Origin of the sequence: Alsobacter metallidurans, assembly GCF_014636935.1 — a bacterium.
Lineage (GTDB): Bacteria > Pseudomonadota > Alphaproteobacteria > Rhizobiales > Beijerinckiaceae > Alsobacter > Alsobacter metallidurans.
The window spans coordinates 724,593-739,914 of the sequence record NZ_BMES01000002.1 but is presented as its reverse complement, the minus strand read 5'-3'; the positions used below and the strand labels follow the sequence as shown (position 1 = coordinate 739,914).

The window sequence follows — 15,322 nt, the reverse complement described above, 5'->3', positions numbered from 1 at the left end:
GAAAACGCCCGGCGCGGGAGCCGGGCGGCGGACGATGTTGGTCAAAAGAAAGAAGTGGCTCCCCGAGCAGGGCTCGAACCTGCGACAATTCGATTAACAGTCGAATGCTCTACCAACTGAGCTATCGGGGACCGGTTGGCAGGGCGGGGATTACATCACCCCTCCCGGGCATGCAACCCCCTCGGGGGCGGATCGGACGAGAAAACTGCGAAATTGGACGTTGGCCCGCAATGAGGCGGCGGACCCGCAAGGCGCGGCGCACAGGTTCGAACGAAACGCGAGCGTTTCGGCGCAACCCCTTCCGCGGCGATGGAGAAAGTTTGGAGGCCTCGCCCGGAATCGAACCGGGGTGCAAGGATTTGCAGTCCTCTGCGTAACCACTCCGCCACGAGGCCATCGTGTCGCCGCGGGCAAGCCGTCGGCGTGAGCAGCGCCCTGATAGCGAACTCCGGCCCCGTCGGCAACGGGTTTCGTGTCGGCTCGTATGCACCGTCGCGCAGCCTTCGGGGGCGCAAACGAAAGAGCAGGGGCATGGTGGAGCACGCCCATGCGGCGGCGCTTGCGTTTTGCCGCGCGCTGGACGAAAACGCCGCACGATCCAGGCGCATGCGCGCCCGCGCCATTTTTCGCCGGAGATGGACCCCATGGCCGATTTCGCCTTGCAGCGTCGCATGATGGTCGACTGCCAGCTGCGGACGTATGACATCACCTCCGCGCCGGTTCTGGCCGCCATGGAAGAGACGCCCCGCGAGATCTTCCTGTCGGCCGACCAGCGCGGCTTCGCGTATGTGGACCAATCGCTCACGGTGAGCGCCAACGGCGCCTCGCGGGCGATGCTGACCCCAATGGTGTTCGCCCGGCTGCTCCAGGCCGCCAACATCAAGCCGACCGACGTGGCGCTCGATGTGGGCTGCGGCGTCGGTTATTCCAGCGCCGTGCTGGCGCGGTTGGCGGGGCGGGTGGTCGCGCTCGAATCGGATGCCGGCCTCTCGGCGAAAGCGTCCGAGTTGCTCGGCGGCCTGGGTGTCGACACGGTCGAGGTCGTCACTGGCGCGCTCCGTGAAGGCTACGCCGAGCATGCTCCCTATGACGTCATCGTGGTGAACGGCGCATTCGAGGTGGAGCCTAGCGCGCTGTTCGCGCAGCTGAGCGAAGGCGGGCGCCTCGTCGGCGTCTTCGGGACGGGCCGTTCAGCCAAGGCCATGGTGTACCGCAAGTCCGGCTCCGCTGTGGGCGGCCGGGCGGTGTTCGACGCCGCCGCGCCGGCTCTGGAGGAGTTCAGGACGGCTCCGGCGTTCGTTTTCTGAGCGCCAATCGAACTGTAACCTTTTTGCGGCACCGTGGCTAAATCGGCCGATGCAACTTCTCGTATCGGAACTGGCGGGTTAGCTTCCTCCGTGCCTGCGACGGCTTCTTGAGTCGCCTAGGCAGCGTTCGGTGTGGCTAAGGCTGCGTACGGATCCGAAGGTCGCATGTTGCGGCCGCGAAGGGTCCCATTGAGGCGGGTGGCGAATTGTCCAACGGTGCAAAGCAGAACCTGCGCAAAGTCTTGCTGACTGGCGCTGTTGCCGCTTGGCTTCTCCCGATCGGGAGCGCGAGTTCCGAGACGATGGAGAGCGCCCTGGCTCGGGCCTACGCGGCGAACCCTCAGCTCAATGCCCAGCGCGCCAGCGTGCGCGCGGTCGATGAAAACGTGAACCAGGCGCTGTCGGGTTACCGCCCGAAGATCGCGGCCTCGGCGGACGCCGGCTACACCGTCCAGGACGTGCTCGCCCAGGGCGCCACCAGCAACTCGAAATCCTTTCCGCGCGGCATCGGCGTGCAGGTGAACCAGACCGTGTTCAACGGCGGCCGCACCGGCAACAACGTACGCCGCGCCGACGCTGGCGTTCTGGCCGCCCGCGAGCAACTGCGCTCCACCGAGCAAAGCGTCCTGCTCGACGCCGCTACGGCCTACATGGACGTGCTGCGCGACACCGCGATCCTGAACCTGCGCAACAACAACATCGACGTTCTCGAGGAGCAGCTGCGGCAGACCCGCGACCGCTTCAACGTCGGCGAAGTGACCCGCACGGACGTGGCGCAGGCCGAGGCGCGCCTCGCGGCGTCCCGCTCCGACTCGTCTACGGCCGCCGGCGCCCTCAAGGCGTCTCTGGCGCGTTTTCGTCAGGTGATCGGCGTCGACGCGCGCCAGCTCGCCCCCGCCAAGCCGATGGAAGCCAACCTGCCGCGCTCGCTCGACGAGGCCGTGGCGCTGGGCCTTGGCGGTCATCCGGCCGTGCTGGCCGCTCTGCATGGGGTGGACGCCGCCGCGCTGCTCGTGAAGGTGACGGAGGGCGAGCTTGCCCCCAGCCTCACCCTGCAGGGCACCGTTTCGCATCGCTGGGACTATCAGTCGCCCAACAACGAGCTGAACACCGCCTCGGTGGCCGGCACGCTCTCAGTGCCGCTGTATGAAGGCGGCGAAGTGTATTCCCGCGTCAGGCAGGCCAAGGAAACCCTGGGCCAGCGCCGGATCGAGGCCGACCAGGCGCGCGACAGCGTGCGGCAGGCTGTGGTGTCGTCCTGGGCCAATCTCGAGGCCACCAAGGAGCGCATCAATTCCTCGCAAGCGCAGATCCAGGCTGCCGAAGTGGCGCTGAACGGCGTGCGCGAGGAGGCCAAGGTCGGCCAGCGCACGACACTCGACGTGCTGAACGCCCAGCAGGAACTCCTGAGCGCCCGTGTGAACCTCATCACGGCGCAGCGTGACCGCGTGGTGGCGTCGTACAACCTGCAGAGCGCGCTGGGGCGCCTGTCGTCCACCCGCTTGCGGCTCGCCACGCAGGAGTACAAGCCCACCGTCCATTACGAGCAGGTGCGCGACAAGTGGATCGGGCTGCGCAATCCGGACGGCCGCTGAGCGCCGAAGCCTCTGGATAGCGCCGCCACGCTGCTTGCATGGCGGCAAGCCCGGGCGATACTCCTCTGGAGAGATTCGGCGCAGGCAATCATCTGATTCGGCGCCGCTTGTGGCTGTAGTGGAGCGGCGGGCGCGATGAGTGCGAGCCTGAAGGCTAACGAACCTTCGATGGAGGAGATCCTCGCCTCCATCCGTCGCATCATCGCGGATGATCAGAAGGAGCAGCCTGCTCCCGAACCTGTCGCCGCAGCCGCGCCAGAGCCGCAGCTCGCCGAGGAAGAAGACGACATTCTCGATCTCGCGACCGTAGCGCCCTCGGCCTGGGATGAGGCAGACGACGACGACATCGCGTTCAAGGAAGAGCCTGAGGAGCCGCTGCTCGTGCTTCCCAAGAAGCCCGAGCCGGCGCCTCCGCCCCCCGAGCCGCCGCAGGCCGTCGCTCCCGAGCCGGCTCCGCCGCCGCCGCCTCCGCCCCCGCCGCCTGTTTCGGACGAAGCGCTGCTGTCGCCGATGGCGAACGCCAACGTGGCGTCCACGTTCAACATGCTGTCTTCCGCGATCCTCACCAGCCAGGCGCGCACACTGGAGGACCTGGTGAAGGACATGATGCGGCCGATGCTCAAGGCTTGGCTCGACGACAACCTGCCCGTGATGGTGGAACGGCTGGTCAAGGCCGAGATCGAGCGCGTGGCGCGCGGCGGTCGCTGAACGCCCATACCTGGGAAGCGTTTTCGACCGCGAGCCTTCGCGCTCGCGGTTCTGCGACGATTGCGAGCAGAGCAAGCCTTGACGCTCGCGAAGCGGGGCCGCGGGCCAGATTGGGCACTGCGCCGTTGACTAAGGCGGTGCGCTCGGTTTTCTAGCGCCCAGCGCGGGCGAGGAGCCCGGCCGAAGGACTCACGATGGACAAGACGTTCGAACCCGCTTCCGTCGAGAAGCGCATCGCCGATCTTTGGGAGCGGGAAGGGGCCTTCAAGGCCGGCCGGCCGGAGCGGGCCGGGGCGCAGCCCTACACCATCGTGATTCCGCCGCCGAACGTCACCGGCTCACTCCACATGGGGCACGCGCTCAACAACACGCTGCAGGACATCCTGTGCCGCTTCGAGCGCATGCGCGGCAAGGATGTGCTCTGGCAGCCGGGCACCGACCATGCGGGCATCGCCACCCAGATGGTGGTGGAGCGCCAGCTCATGGAGAAGCAGCTCCCGGGCCGCCGCGAAATGGGTCGCGAGGCCTTCGTGAAGCGCATCTGGGAGTGGAAGGCCGAGTCGGGCGGCGTCATCGTCAACCAGCTGAAGCGTCTCGGCGCGTCCTGCGATTGGTCGCGCGAGCGTTTCACGATGGACGAGGGGCTGTCCCGCGCCGTGCTGAAGGTGTTCGTGGCCCTGCACAAGCAGGGGCTGATCTACCGCGACAAGCGCCTCGTGAACTGGGACCCCAAGTTTCAGACCGCGATCTCGGACCTCGAGGTCGTGCAGGTCGAAAAGAAAGGCAGCTTCAAGTGGGAGCGGCCGCCGGCCGACGCCGAGGAGCCAAAGCCGCTGGATCTCGCCGCGCTGGGCAAGTTGCTGGACCGCGACGCCAGCGGCCACCTGTTCTACTTCGACTACCCGCTCGAGGGCGCGGCGTATGATCCTGCCGACGCCGGCACGTTCATCCGCATCGCGACGACGCGGCCCGAGACCATGCTGGGCGACACCGCCATCGCGGTGCATCCCGAGAACGAGACGCTGAAGCAGCTGATCGGCCGCAACGTCGTGCTGCCGCTGGTCGGGCGCGTGATCCCGATCGTGGCGGACGACTACGCCGACCCCGAGAAGGGCACCGGCGCGGTGAAGATCACCCCGGCGCACGACTTCAACGACTTCGAGGTGGGCAAGCGCCACGGACTGCCCGTCATCAACGTGCTGGACGCCGAAGCCGCCATGCTTCTCGCCGGAAACGCGGCGTTCCTGGCTGGCGCTGCGCCGGAGGCGGGCGTGCTGGCGCTCCAGGGCGTCGACCGCTTCGAGGCGCGCAAGCGCATTGTCGCGCTGATGGCCGGGAAGGACCTGCTCGCCAAGATCGAGCCGACCGGCCACACGGTGCCGCATGGCGACCGCTCCAACGTGGTGATCGAGCCCTGGCTGACGGACCAGTGGTATGTCGACGCCAAGACCTTGGCGCAGCCGGCAATGGCGGCCGTGCGCGACGGACGCACCAAGTTCGTGCCCGAGAATTGGGAGAAGACTTACTTCCAGTGGCTGGAGAACATCGAGCCCTGGTGCGTCTCGCGCCAACTCTGGTGGGGCCACCAGATCCCTGTTTGGTACGGCCCATCGCGCAAACCAAACAACGAGTTGGTTCTGAACGTTAGTTTCTCTGCCGACAGCGACGCGCGTACAAACGAGTTCGTTGGCGTTTCCGAAGCAGAAGCAATCGGCGAAGCTAGCCGTTATTACGGCAAACCGGTTGTCGTTGTGGCTGATCAACGGGAGGCTATGCTCCATATGAGGGAGCATCCAACCGATGATGTGGTCGCGATTTGGCGCGACGAGGACGTGCTCGACACCTGGTTCTCGTCAGCGCTCTGGCCCTTCTCCACCCTCGGCTGGCCGGACCAGACGCCCGAGCTGGCGCGGCACTATCCCACCGACGTGCTGGTGACGGGCTTCGACATCATCTTCTTCTGGGTCGCCCGGATGATGATGATGGGCCTCCACTTCATGGAGGAGATCCCGTTCCACACCGTTTACATCCACGCCCTCGTCCGCGACGAGAAGGGGGCGAAGATGTCGAAGTCCAAGGGCAACGTCATCGATCCGCTGGAGCTGGTGGACAGCTACGGCGCGGATGCGCTGCGCTTTACGCTGGCCGCCATGGCGGCGCAGGGGCGGGACATCAAGCTGTCGCGTCAGCGCGTCGAGGGCTACCGTAACTTCGCGACCAAGCTGTGGAACGCGGCGCGCTTTGCCGAGATGAACGAGTGCGCGCGCGTGGCGGGTTTCGACCCTGCCGCAACGACCCTGCCGCTGAATCGCTGGGCGCTGGCCGAACTCAATCGCGCCGTTGGCGATGTGACGGCCGCGATCGAGGCCTACCGATTCAATGACGCCGCCAACGCGGCCTATCGTTTCGTCTGGAACGTGTTCTGCGACTGGTATCTCGAACTCGCAAAGCCCGTATTCACCGGCGAGAACGCGGCCGAGAAGGCCGAGACGCGCGCCAGCGTGGCCTATGTGCTCGACGCCATCGCGCGGCTCTTGCACCCGTTCATGCCGTTCCTCACCGAGGAGCTGTGGGCGATCAAGGGGCAGGAGGGGCCGACCCGCGAGAGCATCCTGGCGCTGGCGCCCTGGCCGGCCGACGCCGGGATCGAGGCGCCCGACGCGCAGGCCGAGATCGGCTGGGTGGTGGCGCTGATCGACGAGATCCGCTCGGCCCGGCAGGAAGTGAACGTGCCGGGCGCGGCGCAGATCCCGCTCGTGCTGGTCGACGCCGGCGCCGAAACGCGAGTCCGCGCCGAGCGTTGGGCCGAGATGCTGAAGCGCTTGGCGAGGCTTTCGGATATCTCGTTTGCGGATGTCGCGCCGGGCGAGTCGGTGCAACTTGTGGTGCACGGCGAAGTCGCGGCGCTGCCGCTGGCCGGCATCGTGGACATCGCGGCCGAGACGCTGCGGCTTTCCAAGGAGATCACCAAGCTCAAGGGCGAGGTGGCCAAGATCGACGCCAAGCTCGGCAACGCCGACTTCCTCGCCCGCGCGCCCGAAGAGGTGGTCGACGAACAGCGCGAACGCCGCGAGGACGCTGAAGCCCGCATCGCCAAGATGGCCGAGGCGCTGGAGCGGCTGAAGAAGGACTGACCTTCTACTTCGAGCCGCCGCAACGCGCCCCCTCTCCCTGAAACAGGGAGAGGGCTGGGGTGAGGGCGGCGCCGCCGGTCCGCGTCAACTGACGACGGTTCGGATTCCTTGTAGCAAGCGGCCGCGGCGCAAGCTGCACTTGCCTTGGGACCATCAGCCCACAACGGTTGCAACGCCTTGCGTTCTGTCGCACCGTCCACGCCAGCAACACATTTCGGCGAGGACGCCCAATGTATCATTTCCCGATCCGCACCGTCGCGTTGACGGTCGCACTCGGCCTCGGCCTGTCGGCCGCATCCGCCCAATCGGTCTACAACCGTGGCAGCCAGGGCGAGCCCGAGACGCTCGACCCGCAGAAAACCTCCACGGTGGTGGAAAGTGACCTGCTGCTCGATCTCTACGAGGGGCTGGTGACTTATGACGCCAAGGCTAATGTGGTGCCGGGCGTCGCAGAATCCTGGACCGTGAATGACGACGGCACGGCTTATCTCTTCAAGCTGCGCGCCAACGCAAAATGGTCGAACGGCGACCCGGTGACGGCGGGCGACTTCGTATTCTCGTTTCGCCGCCTGATGAACCCCGAGACGGGCGCGAAATACGCCAACATTCTCTACACCATAAAGAACGGCGAGAAGGTCAATAAGGGCCAGGCAAAGGTCGAGGAGCTCGGCGTCAAGGCTGTCGACGACAAGACGCTCGAGATCGCGCTGGAGACGCCGGCGCCTTACTTCATCGCCCAGCTCGCGCACCAGACCGGCTTTCCGGTGCACCCGGCCTCCGTGCAGAAGTTCGGCAAGGACTTCGTGAAGCCGGAGAACTGGGTGTCGAACGGCGCCTACACGCTGAAGAGCTTCTCGCCCAACGACAAGATCGTGCTGGCGAAAAATCCGAACTACCGCGAGGCGGCGGCGACCAAGATTGACACCGTGAACGTGATCGGCATCGAGGACCGCTCGGCCGCGCTGCGGCGCTTCCAGGCCGGCGAGCTCGACAGCTACAACGACGTGCCGACCGATCAGATCAAGTTCATCCGGGACAACCTGAAGACGAAGTTCAAGCTCGCGCCCTATCTCGGCACCTACTACTTCGTGTTCAACACCCGCAAGGCGCCGTTCAACGACGCCCGCGTGCGAGAGGCGCTGTCGATGGTGATCGACCGCGAATTTCTGGCCGAGGACATCTGGGGCGGGACGATGATCCCGGCCTATTCGTTCGTGCCGCCCGGCATCGGCAACTACGCCGAGCCCGCCTACGCGTCGTGGAAGGACATGTCCCCCATCGAGCGCGAGGACAAGGCGAAGGAGTTGCTGAAGGCGGCGGGCTTCGGCCCCGGCGGCAAGACCATGACAGTCGAGATCCGCTACAACACCTCCGAGAACCACAAGAACACGTCGGTTGCGCTGGCCAACATGTGGAAGCCGTTCAACATCGACGTAAAGCTGGTCAACACGGACCTGAAGACCCACTACGCGCTGCTGCGCGACAAGGGGGACTTCGACGTGGCCCGCGCGGGCTGGATCGCGGATTATTCTGACCCGCAGAACTTCCTGTTCCTGGCCGAGAGCGACAACAAGGGCCTGAACTACGCGACTTATTCCAACGCCGAATACGACGCGTTGATGAAGAAGGCCGCCTCCGAAAAGGACCTCGCGGCTCGCGGCAAGATCCTGAAGGACGCCGAGGCGATCTTCGTGCGCGACCAGCCCTACATCCCACTGCTCTACTACAGCTCCAAGAACCTGATCTCCGAGAAGGTGGTCGGCTACGAGCCCAACGTGCTCGACCGGCACCTGTCGCGGTTCATCTCGATCAAGCCGTAAGCGGGGCAGGCGGCTCGCACCCTCTCCTTGCGGGGGAGGGTCGGACCGAAGGTCCGGGGTAGGGCGCCGGTTGTCGAGAGCTCCTGTGGCCCGGTTGCATTCCAGGCCCGACGCCAACCCACCCCGCCGGCCTGCGTCCGTCGAACCTCCCCTTGGGGGGAAGGTGGGCAACGGCGCATCGGAGCTCAGCTTCGCGTTCCCGCATCATCTTTTCCACCAACCGGCGTCCACTTGGTGGGATGATGCCTTGGCACCCAGAGGAGGTCGGCGTGGGTTTCTACGTCGTCAAGCGACTGCTGTCGGCCATCCCGACGCTTTTCATCATCGTGACGATCTCGTTCTTCCTGATCCGGCTCGCGCCGGGCGGGCCGTTCGACCTCGAGCGGCCGCTCGAAGCGAAGGTGATGGAGAACCTGCGCAAGATCTACCAGCTCGACAAGCCGCTATACGAGCAATACTGGCTCTACCTTTCGGCGCTGATGCGCGGCGATTTCGGGCCGTCGTTCTTTTTTCGGGACTTCACCATCCGGGAGCTCTTCGCCAACGGCCTGCCGATTTCGATGCGGCTCGGCTTCTCGGCGCTGCTGCTGGCGCTGGTGGTGGGCGGGACGCTGGGCGTGGTAGCGGCGTTCCGGCAGAACCAGGCGGCGGACTACGCCGTGATTGGGCTCGCGACCTTCGGCATCACGGTGCCGACCTTCGTGATCGCGCCGGTGCTGCAGATCGTGTTCGGCTTGACGCTTGCCTGGCTGCCGGTGGGCGGCTGGAACGACGGCGCGCTGCGCAACACCGTTCTGCCGATCCTCACGCTCGCCCTGCCGCAGATCGCCGTGATCGCCCGCATGATGCGCGCCGCGATGATCGAGGTGCTGCGCTCCAACCCGATCCGGACGCTGCGCGCCAACGGCTTGCCGCTGTCGGTGATCGTCCGCCACGCGCTGCGCGGGGCGGCGCTGCCGGTGGTGTCCTATCTCGGGCCGGCCGCGGCGGCGCTGCTGACCGGCTCCGTGGTGGTGGAGACGATCTTCGGCATCCCGGGCGTCGGCCGCTACTTCGTGGATGGGGCGCTGAACCGCGACTACACGCTGGTGATGGGCACCGTGATCATGATCGCGGTGTTCGTGATGGCGTTCAATCTCCTGGTGGACATCGTCTACGCGCTGATCGACCCGCGGGTGCGCTATGAGTGAGGTCAGCACTCCCGACACCCTCCTGGAGGCGGCCAGCGTCGCGTCGCCCAAGGGCCGCTCGCTGTGGGCCGACGCACGGGGCCGGCTGGCGCGCAACCGCGCCGCCGTGGCCAGCATCGTGGTGCTGTGCTGTATTGCGGTCGCGTGCCTGGTGGGGCCGTATCTCACCGGGCACGGCTATGATCAGGTGTACCAGAACTATGTGCGCGTTCCGGCCTCCTTTGCGTCCTACCCCACGGCCGAGCAGCTGCCGCCCGCCGTGGACCGCATCGCGTCGCGCATCCGCGCCAAGGCGGAGGGGCTCACCGATACCGGGCCAACGCTGCGCCTGACGCTCACCTCCACCACCACGCGGCCCATCGACGAGCGGCTGCTGGTGTATTTCGAGCGTTCCAACCTGTTCGGGCGGGCGGTGGCGACCGGCAAGGAGGACGAGGGCCGTCGGCTCCTCGTGGAGGCGCCGGTGAACCGCCACCATTTCTGGTTCGGCACCGATTCCAACGGCCGCGACCTCCTCACCCGCACGCTGATCGCCGGGCGTGTGTCGCTCGCCATCGGGGTGCTGGCGACCACGGTGGCGATCCTGATCGGCGTCTTGTGGGGATCCACGGCGGGCTATCTCGGCGGGCGGGTCGATCTCGTGATGATGCGAGTCGTGGACGTGCTTTATTCGCTGCCGTTCATCTTCTTCGTGATCCTCCTGGTGGTGTTTTTCGGCCGAAATTTCGTGCTGATGTTCATCGCGGTGGGCGCGGTGGAGTGGCTCGACATGGCCCGCATCGTCCGGGGCCAGACGCTGTCCATCAAGCGGCAGGAATACGTACAGGCAGCCGAGGCCATGGGTGTGAGCACGCGCGGCATCCTCACCCGCCACGTGATTCCGAACACGCTCGGCCCTGTGGTGGTCTACATGACCCTGCTAGTGCCCAAGGTGATCCTGCTGGAGAGCTTCCTGAGCTTCCTCGGGCTGGGCGTGCAGGAGCCGATGACAAGCTGGGGCGTGCTGATCTCTGAGGGCGCGAAGTCGATCCAGGGCTCGGCCTGGATGCTGGTCTGGCCGTCGGTGTTCCTCACCGGCACGCTGTTTTGCCTCAACTTCATCGGCGACGGGCTGCGCGACGCCCTCGACCCCAAGGACCGCTGAGATGGCCGCCGCTGACCTCAACGCCCCGGCGCCGCAACCCGCCGGCGTGCCCGTGCTGGCCATCCGCGATCTCGACGTGCGGTTCAGGACCGGCGACGGCGAGCTGCGCGCCGTGAAGGGCGTCAGCTTCGACGTCGCGGCCGGCGAGACGCTGGCGATCGTGGGCGAATCCGGGTCGGGCAAAAGCCAGACCATGATGGCCGTGATGGGCCTGCTGGCCGCGAACGGGGCGGCGACCGGCTCGGTGACGGTCGGCGGCGAGGAGATCCTCGGCTTGTCGCCGCGCCAGCTGAACCGCTTTCGCGGCCGGCGCCTCGGGATGATCTTCCAGGAGCCAATGACGTCGCTGGATCCGCTCTACCGGATCGGCGACCAGCTCGCCGAGCCGCTGCTCGCTCATGCGGGCATGAGCCGCAAGGAGGCGCGCGCCCGGGCGCTGGAGCTTCTCACGCTGGTCGGCATCCCGCGCCCGGCGGAGCGGCTGGACTCCTATCCGCATGAGCTTTCGGGCGGGCAGCGCCAGCGCGTGATGATCGCGATGGCGCTCGCCAACCGGCCGGAGGTGCTGATCGCGGACGAGCCGACCACGGCGTTGGACGTCACCATCCAGGCGCAGGTGCTCGACCTTTTGGCCGACCTCAAGCGGCGCTTCGGCATGGCGATCGTGTTCATCACGCATGACCTCGGCATCGTCCGGCGCATTGCCGACCGGGTGGTGGTGATGAAGTCCGGCCAGATCGTCGAGACTGGCCGCACCGAGGAGGTGTTCGCCGCGCCGCGCGAGGCCTACACCCGCATGCTGCTGGCCGCCGAGCCCACGGGCCGCAAGGAGCCGCCGCCCGCCGACGCCCCGCCGGTGGTGGAGGCGCGGGACGTGCGCGTGTCGTTCAACCTGCGCAAAGGGTGGTTCGGGGGCGGCGACCGCGAGTTGGTGGCGGTGGACGGCGTCGACCTCCTGCTGCGGCGCGGCGGCACGATCGGGATTGTGGGGGAATCAGGGTCGGGCAAGTCGACGCTGGGCCGCGCGGTGCTGCGCCTCGTCCCGTCTTCTGGGACCGTGCGGTTCGAGGACCGCGACCTCACCAGCCTCGACCGGTCCGCGATGCGACCGGTCCGCCGGCGCATGCAGCTGGTGTTCCAGGACCCGTTCGGCTCGCTGTCGCCGCGCATGACGGTGGGGGAAATCATCACCGAGGGCCTGCTCGTGCATGAGCCCGCCATCACGCGCGCCGAGCGGAACCGTCGCGCTGCCCAGGCGCTCGAGGAGGTGAGCCTCGATCCGGCCAGCCGAAACCGCTTTCCGCACGAATTCTCTGGCGGCCAGCGCCAGCGCATCGCGATCGCGCGGACCATGATCCTGAAGCCCGCCGTGGTGGTGCTTGACGAGCCGACATCGGCGCTGGACCGCTCGGTGCAAAAGGAGATCGTCGAGCTTCTGCGGGACCTGCAGCGCCGGCACGGGCTCTCCTACCTGTTCATCAGCCACGATCTCGCGGTGGTGCGCGCCATCGCGGACGAGATCATCGTGATGAAGAGCGGCAAGGTGGTTGAGCGCGGCACCGTCGACGGGATCTTCCGGGATGCGCACGAGCCCTATACGCAGGCGCTGATCGCCGCCGCATTCCTGTCCAAGGAAGCGGGCCCGGCGGCTTGAGGCGGGGTCAGGCCATCCCAAAGGCGTCGGGGCGGCCGGCCTCGCCATCAATGGCGGGGCGCGAGACGCGCCAGGGGCGGCCGCTGTTCACATGGCCGCCCGGGAGCGGGCGCAGCGTTCCGTCCGGCTGGATCTCCTCCGCGAGCAGCAGGCCCATGCGGTGCAACTGGCGCACCACGATCCTGGCCAGCGTTTCGTCAGGCGAGATTGCTATCGTGCCGGCCGTGTAGACGGCGTCCATGATATGGCGCGGATGCGTGCCGCTGGCCGAGAGGCCACGGCGGCGGCGAAGCGCGGCGAGTTCGTCCATGAGCGCCCTGTCTCCGATGACGGGACCATGAAACCGCGATTCGCTGCGCCGCACAGTCCGTAGCATTGCGACCGTGAGCATGCCCCGTGGAACTTCTCGGCCAAGGCCACGTTAAACGCCGTTCGGCGGCGCATCTGGGCGGAGCCGAGGGGGAATCGGGGGCAATGACGGTGACGACCGGCGGACAGGAGTTGTCCGCGTCAGAGCATGGCGGGCCCGTGCTCGCTGGCGTCGATTACGGCGCACTCTTCGATTCGGTCCCGAACCCCTATGTCATTCTTGATCCGGCGTTCCGCATCGCCGGCATGAACGCCGCCTACCTGCGCGTCACCATGCGCGCCCGTGAGGATATCCTCGGCCGCAACATCTTCGAGGCATTTCCGGCGGGGCCCGCCGACGCCGACGGATCGAGCACCCGCATGCTGCGCGACTCCCTCGAACGGGTGCTTCGGACCCGCGCGGTCGACCATATCGCGGTGATCAAATACGACATCCCGGGGCCGGACGGCGTCTTCGCCGAGCGTTTCTGGAGCGCGACGCATACGCCGCTGTTCAATGCCGCTGGCGAACTCGCCTTCATTCTCCAACACACCGTCGATGTGACGGAGCTTCAGCAGTTGCGGCAAGCGAGCCGCCGCTTCCCGTGGTCCTCCGCGTCGCGCGACGACAAGGTGGAAGGGGAGGTGCTGCAACGCGCCCAAGCCGTGCAGGCGGCCAATGTCTCTCTGGAGGCCGAGCGCAATCATCTGCGCAGCCTTTTCGAGCAGGCGCCCGGCTTCATGGCCGTGCTGCGCGGGCCGAACCACGTGTTCGAGATCGCAAACGCGGCCTATTCCAAGGTGATCGGCCATCGCGACGTTGTCGGGAAGGCGCTGCGGGACGCACTGCCCGAGATCGTCGGGCAGGGCTTCTTCGAGATCCTCGACGACGTCTACGGCAAGGGCGAGCCCTTCGTCGGGCGCGGCATCAAGGCCTATCTCCAGCAGGAGCCCGGCGCATCGCTCGAGCTGCGCTATCTCGACTTTGTTTATCAGCCGATTTTCGACGATGCGGGCGCGGTGACGGGCATCTTCGTCCAAGGCAACGATATCACCGATCAGAAGCGCGCCGAAGAAGCGGTGCGCGACAGCGAAGCCCGCGTCCGGCGGCTCAACGAGACGCTGGAGCAGCGCGTGCTCGACCGCACCGTCGAGCTGCAGGAAGCGCGAGACGAACTCCAGAAAATCAACCAGAACCTGGAAAGCATCGTGGCGGCGCGGATGTCGGACATCCGCGCGGCGAACGAAGAAATCCAGCGCTTCGCTTATATCGTAAGCCACGACCTGCGGGCGCCGCTGGTGAACATCATGGGCTTCACGAGCGAACTCGAGAGCTTGCGCGCCGAGCTGAGCCGTTTCATCGGCACGCTGGACGAGCAACGCGTACCCGACACTGTGCGGGACGGCGTCGACGAGGATCTTCCCGAGGCGATCGGCTTCATCAGAAGTTCAACCGACAAGATGGATCGCCTCATCAAGGCCATCTTGCGGTTGTCCAGAGAAGGTCGGCGCGTGCTGGCGCCCGAGCCGCTCGCCATGCGGTCCGTGATCCAGGACGTGCTCGGAACGCTGGCTCACCAATCGGAAGACGTGAGCTTCACGATCGGCGACATGCCCGACATCGTGAGCGACAGGCTGGCGGTCGAGCAGATCTTCGCCAACCTGGCGGAGAACGCGGTGAAATATCTCGACCCGGCCCGGCCGGGGCGCATCGCGATCGCGGGGGCGCAGGACGGGCGCACGGCGCGCTTTGCAGTCGGAGACAATGGGCGCGGCATTGACGCGCGCGACTTCGACAGGATCTTCGACCTGTTTCGCCGGTCCGGCGCGCAGGACCGGCCCGGGGAAGGCATCGGCCTTGCGCACGTGCGCGCGCTGGTGCGCCGCCTCGGCGGTACCATCACGGTCGCCTCGGAGCTTGGGGTCGGCACGACGTTTACAGTGGAGTTGCCCATGGTTCTCGAATTGACGACGGACGCCGCCTGATGCCGAGCCACAAGCCAGTCACGATTATCATGGTCGAGGACGATGAGGGCCATGCGCGCCTGATCGAGAAGAACATCCGGCGTGCGGGCGTCTGCAACGAGATCCGGCATTTCGTCAGCGGCACGGCGGCGGTGGAGCATTTGTTCGACCCGCAGGTGCGTGACGCGGGCCCGTTTCTCGTGCTGCTCGACCTCAATCTCCCGGATATGAGCGGAACCCATATTCTGGGGCTGCTAAAAAGCGACGAGACGCTCCGGCGCGCCCCCGTCGTGGTGCTGACTACCACGGACGACCAGCGGGAAATTCAACGCTGCTACGATCTCGGCTGCAATGTCTACATCACCAAACCGGTGGAGTATGAGACCTTCGCGCAGGCGATCCGGCAACTTGGGTTGTTCTTGTCGGTGATGCAGGTTCCGGAAGCGGTTTGAACAGC

General features: G+C 66.5%; 11 protein-coding genes and 2 tRNA genes. 10 read left to right on the top strand and 3 right to left on the bottom strand.

What is annotated here, in order from left to right:
• Positions 1-55 precede the first annotated feature (55 nt).
• A tRNA-Asn gene (locus IEV99_RS13740) sits at positions 56-131 on the bottom strand.
• A gap of 190 nt (positions 132-321) precedes the next feature.
• Positions 322-395, bottom strand: a tRNA-Cys gene (locus IEV99_RS13735).
• Positions 396-644: 249 nt separating this feature from the next.
• Here IEV99_RS13735 and IEV99_RS13730 point away from each other — a divergent pair.
• From IEV99_RS13730 to IEV99_RS13695, 8 genes are all read left to right on the top strand, one after another.
• Positions 645-1,307 (top strand): protein-L-isoaspartate O-methyltransferase family protein, encoded by a 663-nt coding sequence (locus IEV99_RS13730; protein ID WP_188518338.1) that lies wholly within the window; start codon positions 645-647, stop codon positions 1,305-1,307.
• Between the two features lie 302 nt (positions 1,308-1,609).
• Positions 1,610-2,902, top strand: a complete 1,293-nt coding sequence (locus tag IEV99_RS13725; protein ID WP_188518337.1) for a TolC family outer membrane protein — start codon at positions 1,610-1,612, stop codon at positions 2,900-2,902.
• Positions 2,903-3,037: 135 nt separating this feature from the next.
• On the top strand, positions 3,038-3,610 hold the full coding sequence (locus tag IEV99_RS13720) for a PopZ family protein (RefSeq protein WP_244643857.1): 573 nt from the start codon (positions 3,038-3,040) through the stop codon (positions 3,608-3,610).
• Between the two features lie 194 nt (positions 3,611-3,804).
• The gene (locus tag IEV99_RS13715) at positions 3,805-6,744 is read left to right on the top strand and encodes a valine--tRNA ligase (protein WP_188518335.1); all 2,940 of its coding nucleotides are present in this window, start codon (positions 3,805-3,807) and stop codon (positions 6,742-6,744) included.
• Positions 6,745-6,974: 230 nt separating this feature from the next.
• Positions 6,975-8,564 (top strand): peptide ABC transporter substrate-binding protein, encoded by a 1,590-nt coding sequence (locus IEV99_RS13710; RefSeq protein WP_188518334.1) that lies wholly within the window; start codon positions 6,975-6,977, stop codon positions 8,562-8,564.
• 269 nt (positions 8,565-8,833) lie between these two features.
• Positions 8,834-9,754 (top strand): oligopeptide ABC transporter permease OppB, encoded by a 921-nt coding sequence (oppB, locus tag IEV99_RS13705; protein ID WP_188518333.1) that lies wholly within the window; start codon positions 8,834-8,836, stop codon positions 9,752-9,754.
• Positions 9,747-10,898, top strand: coding sequence for an ABC transporter permease subunit (locus tag IEV99_RS13700; RefSeq protein ID WP_188518332.1), 1,152 nt, complete (start codon positions 9,747-9,749; stop codon positions 10,896-10,898). The genes oppB and IEV99_RS13700 overlap by 8 nt, the downstream gene beginning before the upstream one ends.
• A 1-nt stretch (position 10,899) precedes the next feature.
• Positions 10,900-12,552: an ABC transporter ATP-binding protein gene (locus IEV99_RS13695; RefSeq protein WP_188518331.1), complete on the top strand. Its 1,653-nt coding sequence runs from the start codon at positions 10,900-10,902 to the stop codon at positions 12,550-12,552.
• Positions 12,553-12,559: 7 nt separating this feature from the next.
• On the opposite strand, the gene IEV99_RS13690 is transcribed toward IEV99_RS13695, so the two are convergent.
• Positions 12,560-12,862 (bottom strand): hypothetical protein, encoded by a 303-nt coding sequence (locus tag IEV99_RS13690; protein ID WP_188518330.1) that lies wholly within the window; start codon positions 12,860-12,862, stop codon positions 12,560-12,562.
• Positions 12,863-13,026: 164 nt separating this feature from the next.
• Between IEV99_RS13690 and IEV99_RS13685 the strand changes: the two genes are divergently transcribed.
• Together IEV99_RS13685 and IEV99_RS13680 are read left to right on the top strand one after the other, a co-directional pair.
• Positions 13,027-14,886: an ATP-binding protein gene (locus IEV99_RS13685; protein WP_188518329.1), complete on the top strand. Its 1,860-nt coding sequence runs from the start codon at positions 13,027-13,029 to the stop codon at positions 14,884-14,886.
• Complete coding sequence (locus IEV99_RS13680; RefSeq protein WP_188518328.1) at positions 14,886-15,317, top strand: response regulator; 432 nt, start codon at positions 14,886-14,888, stop codon at positions 15,315-15,317. Before IEV99_RS13685 ends, IEV99_RS13680 begins: the two co-directional genes overlap by 1 nt.
• The last annotated feature ends 5 nt before the right edge of the window (positions 15,318-15,322 follow it).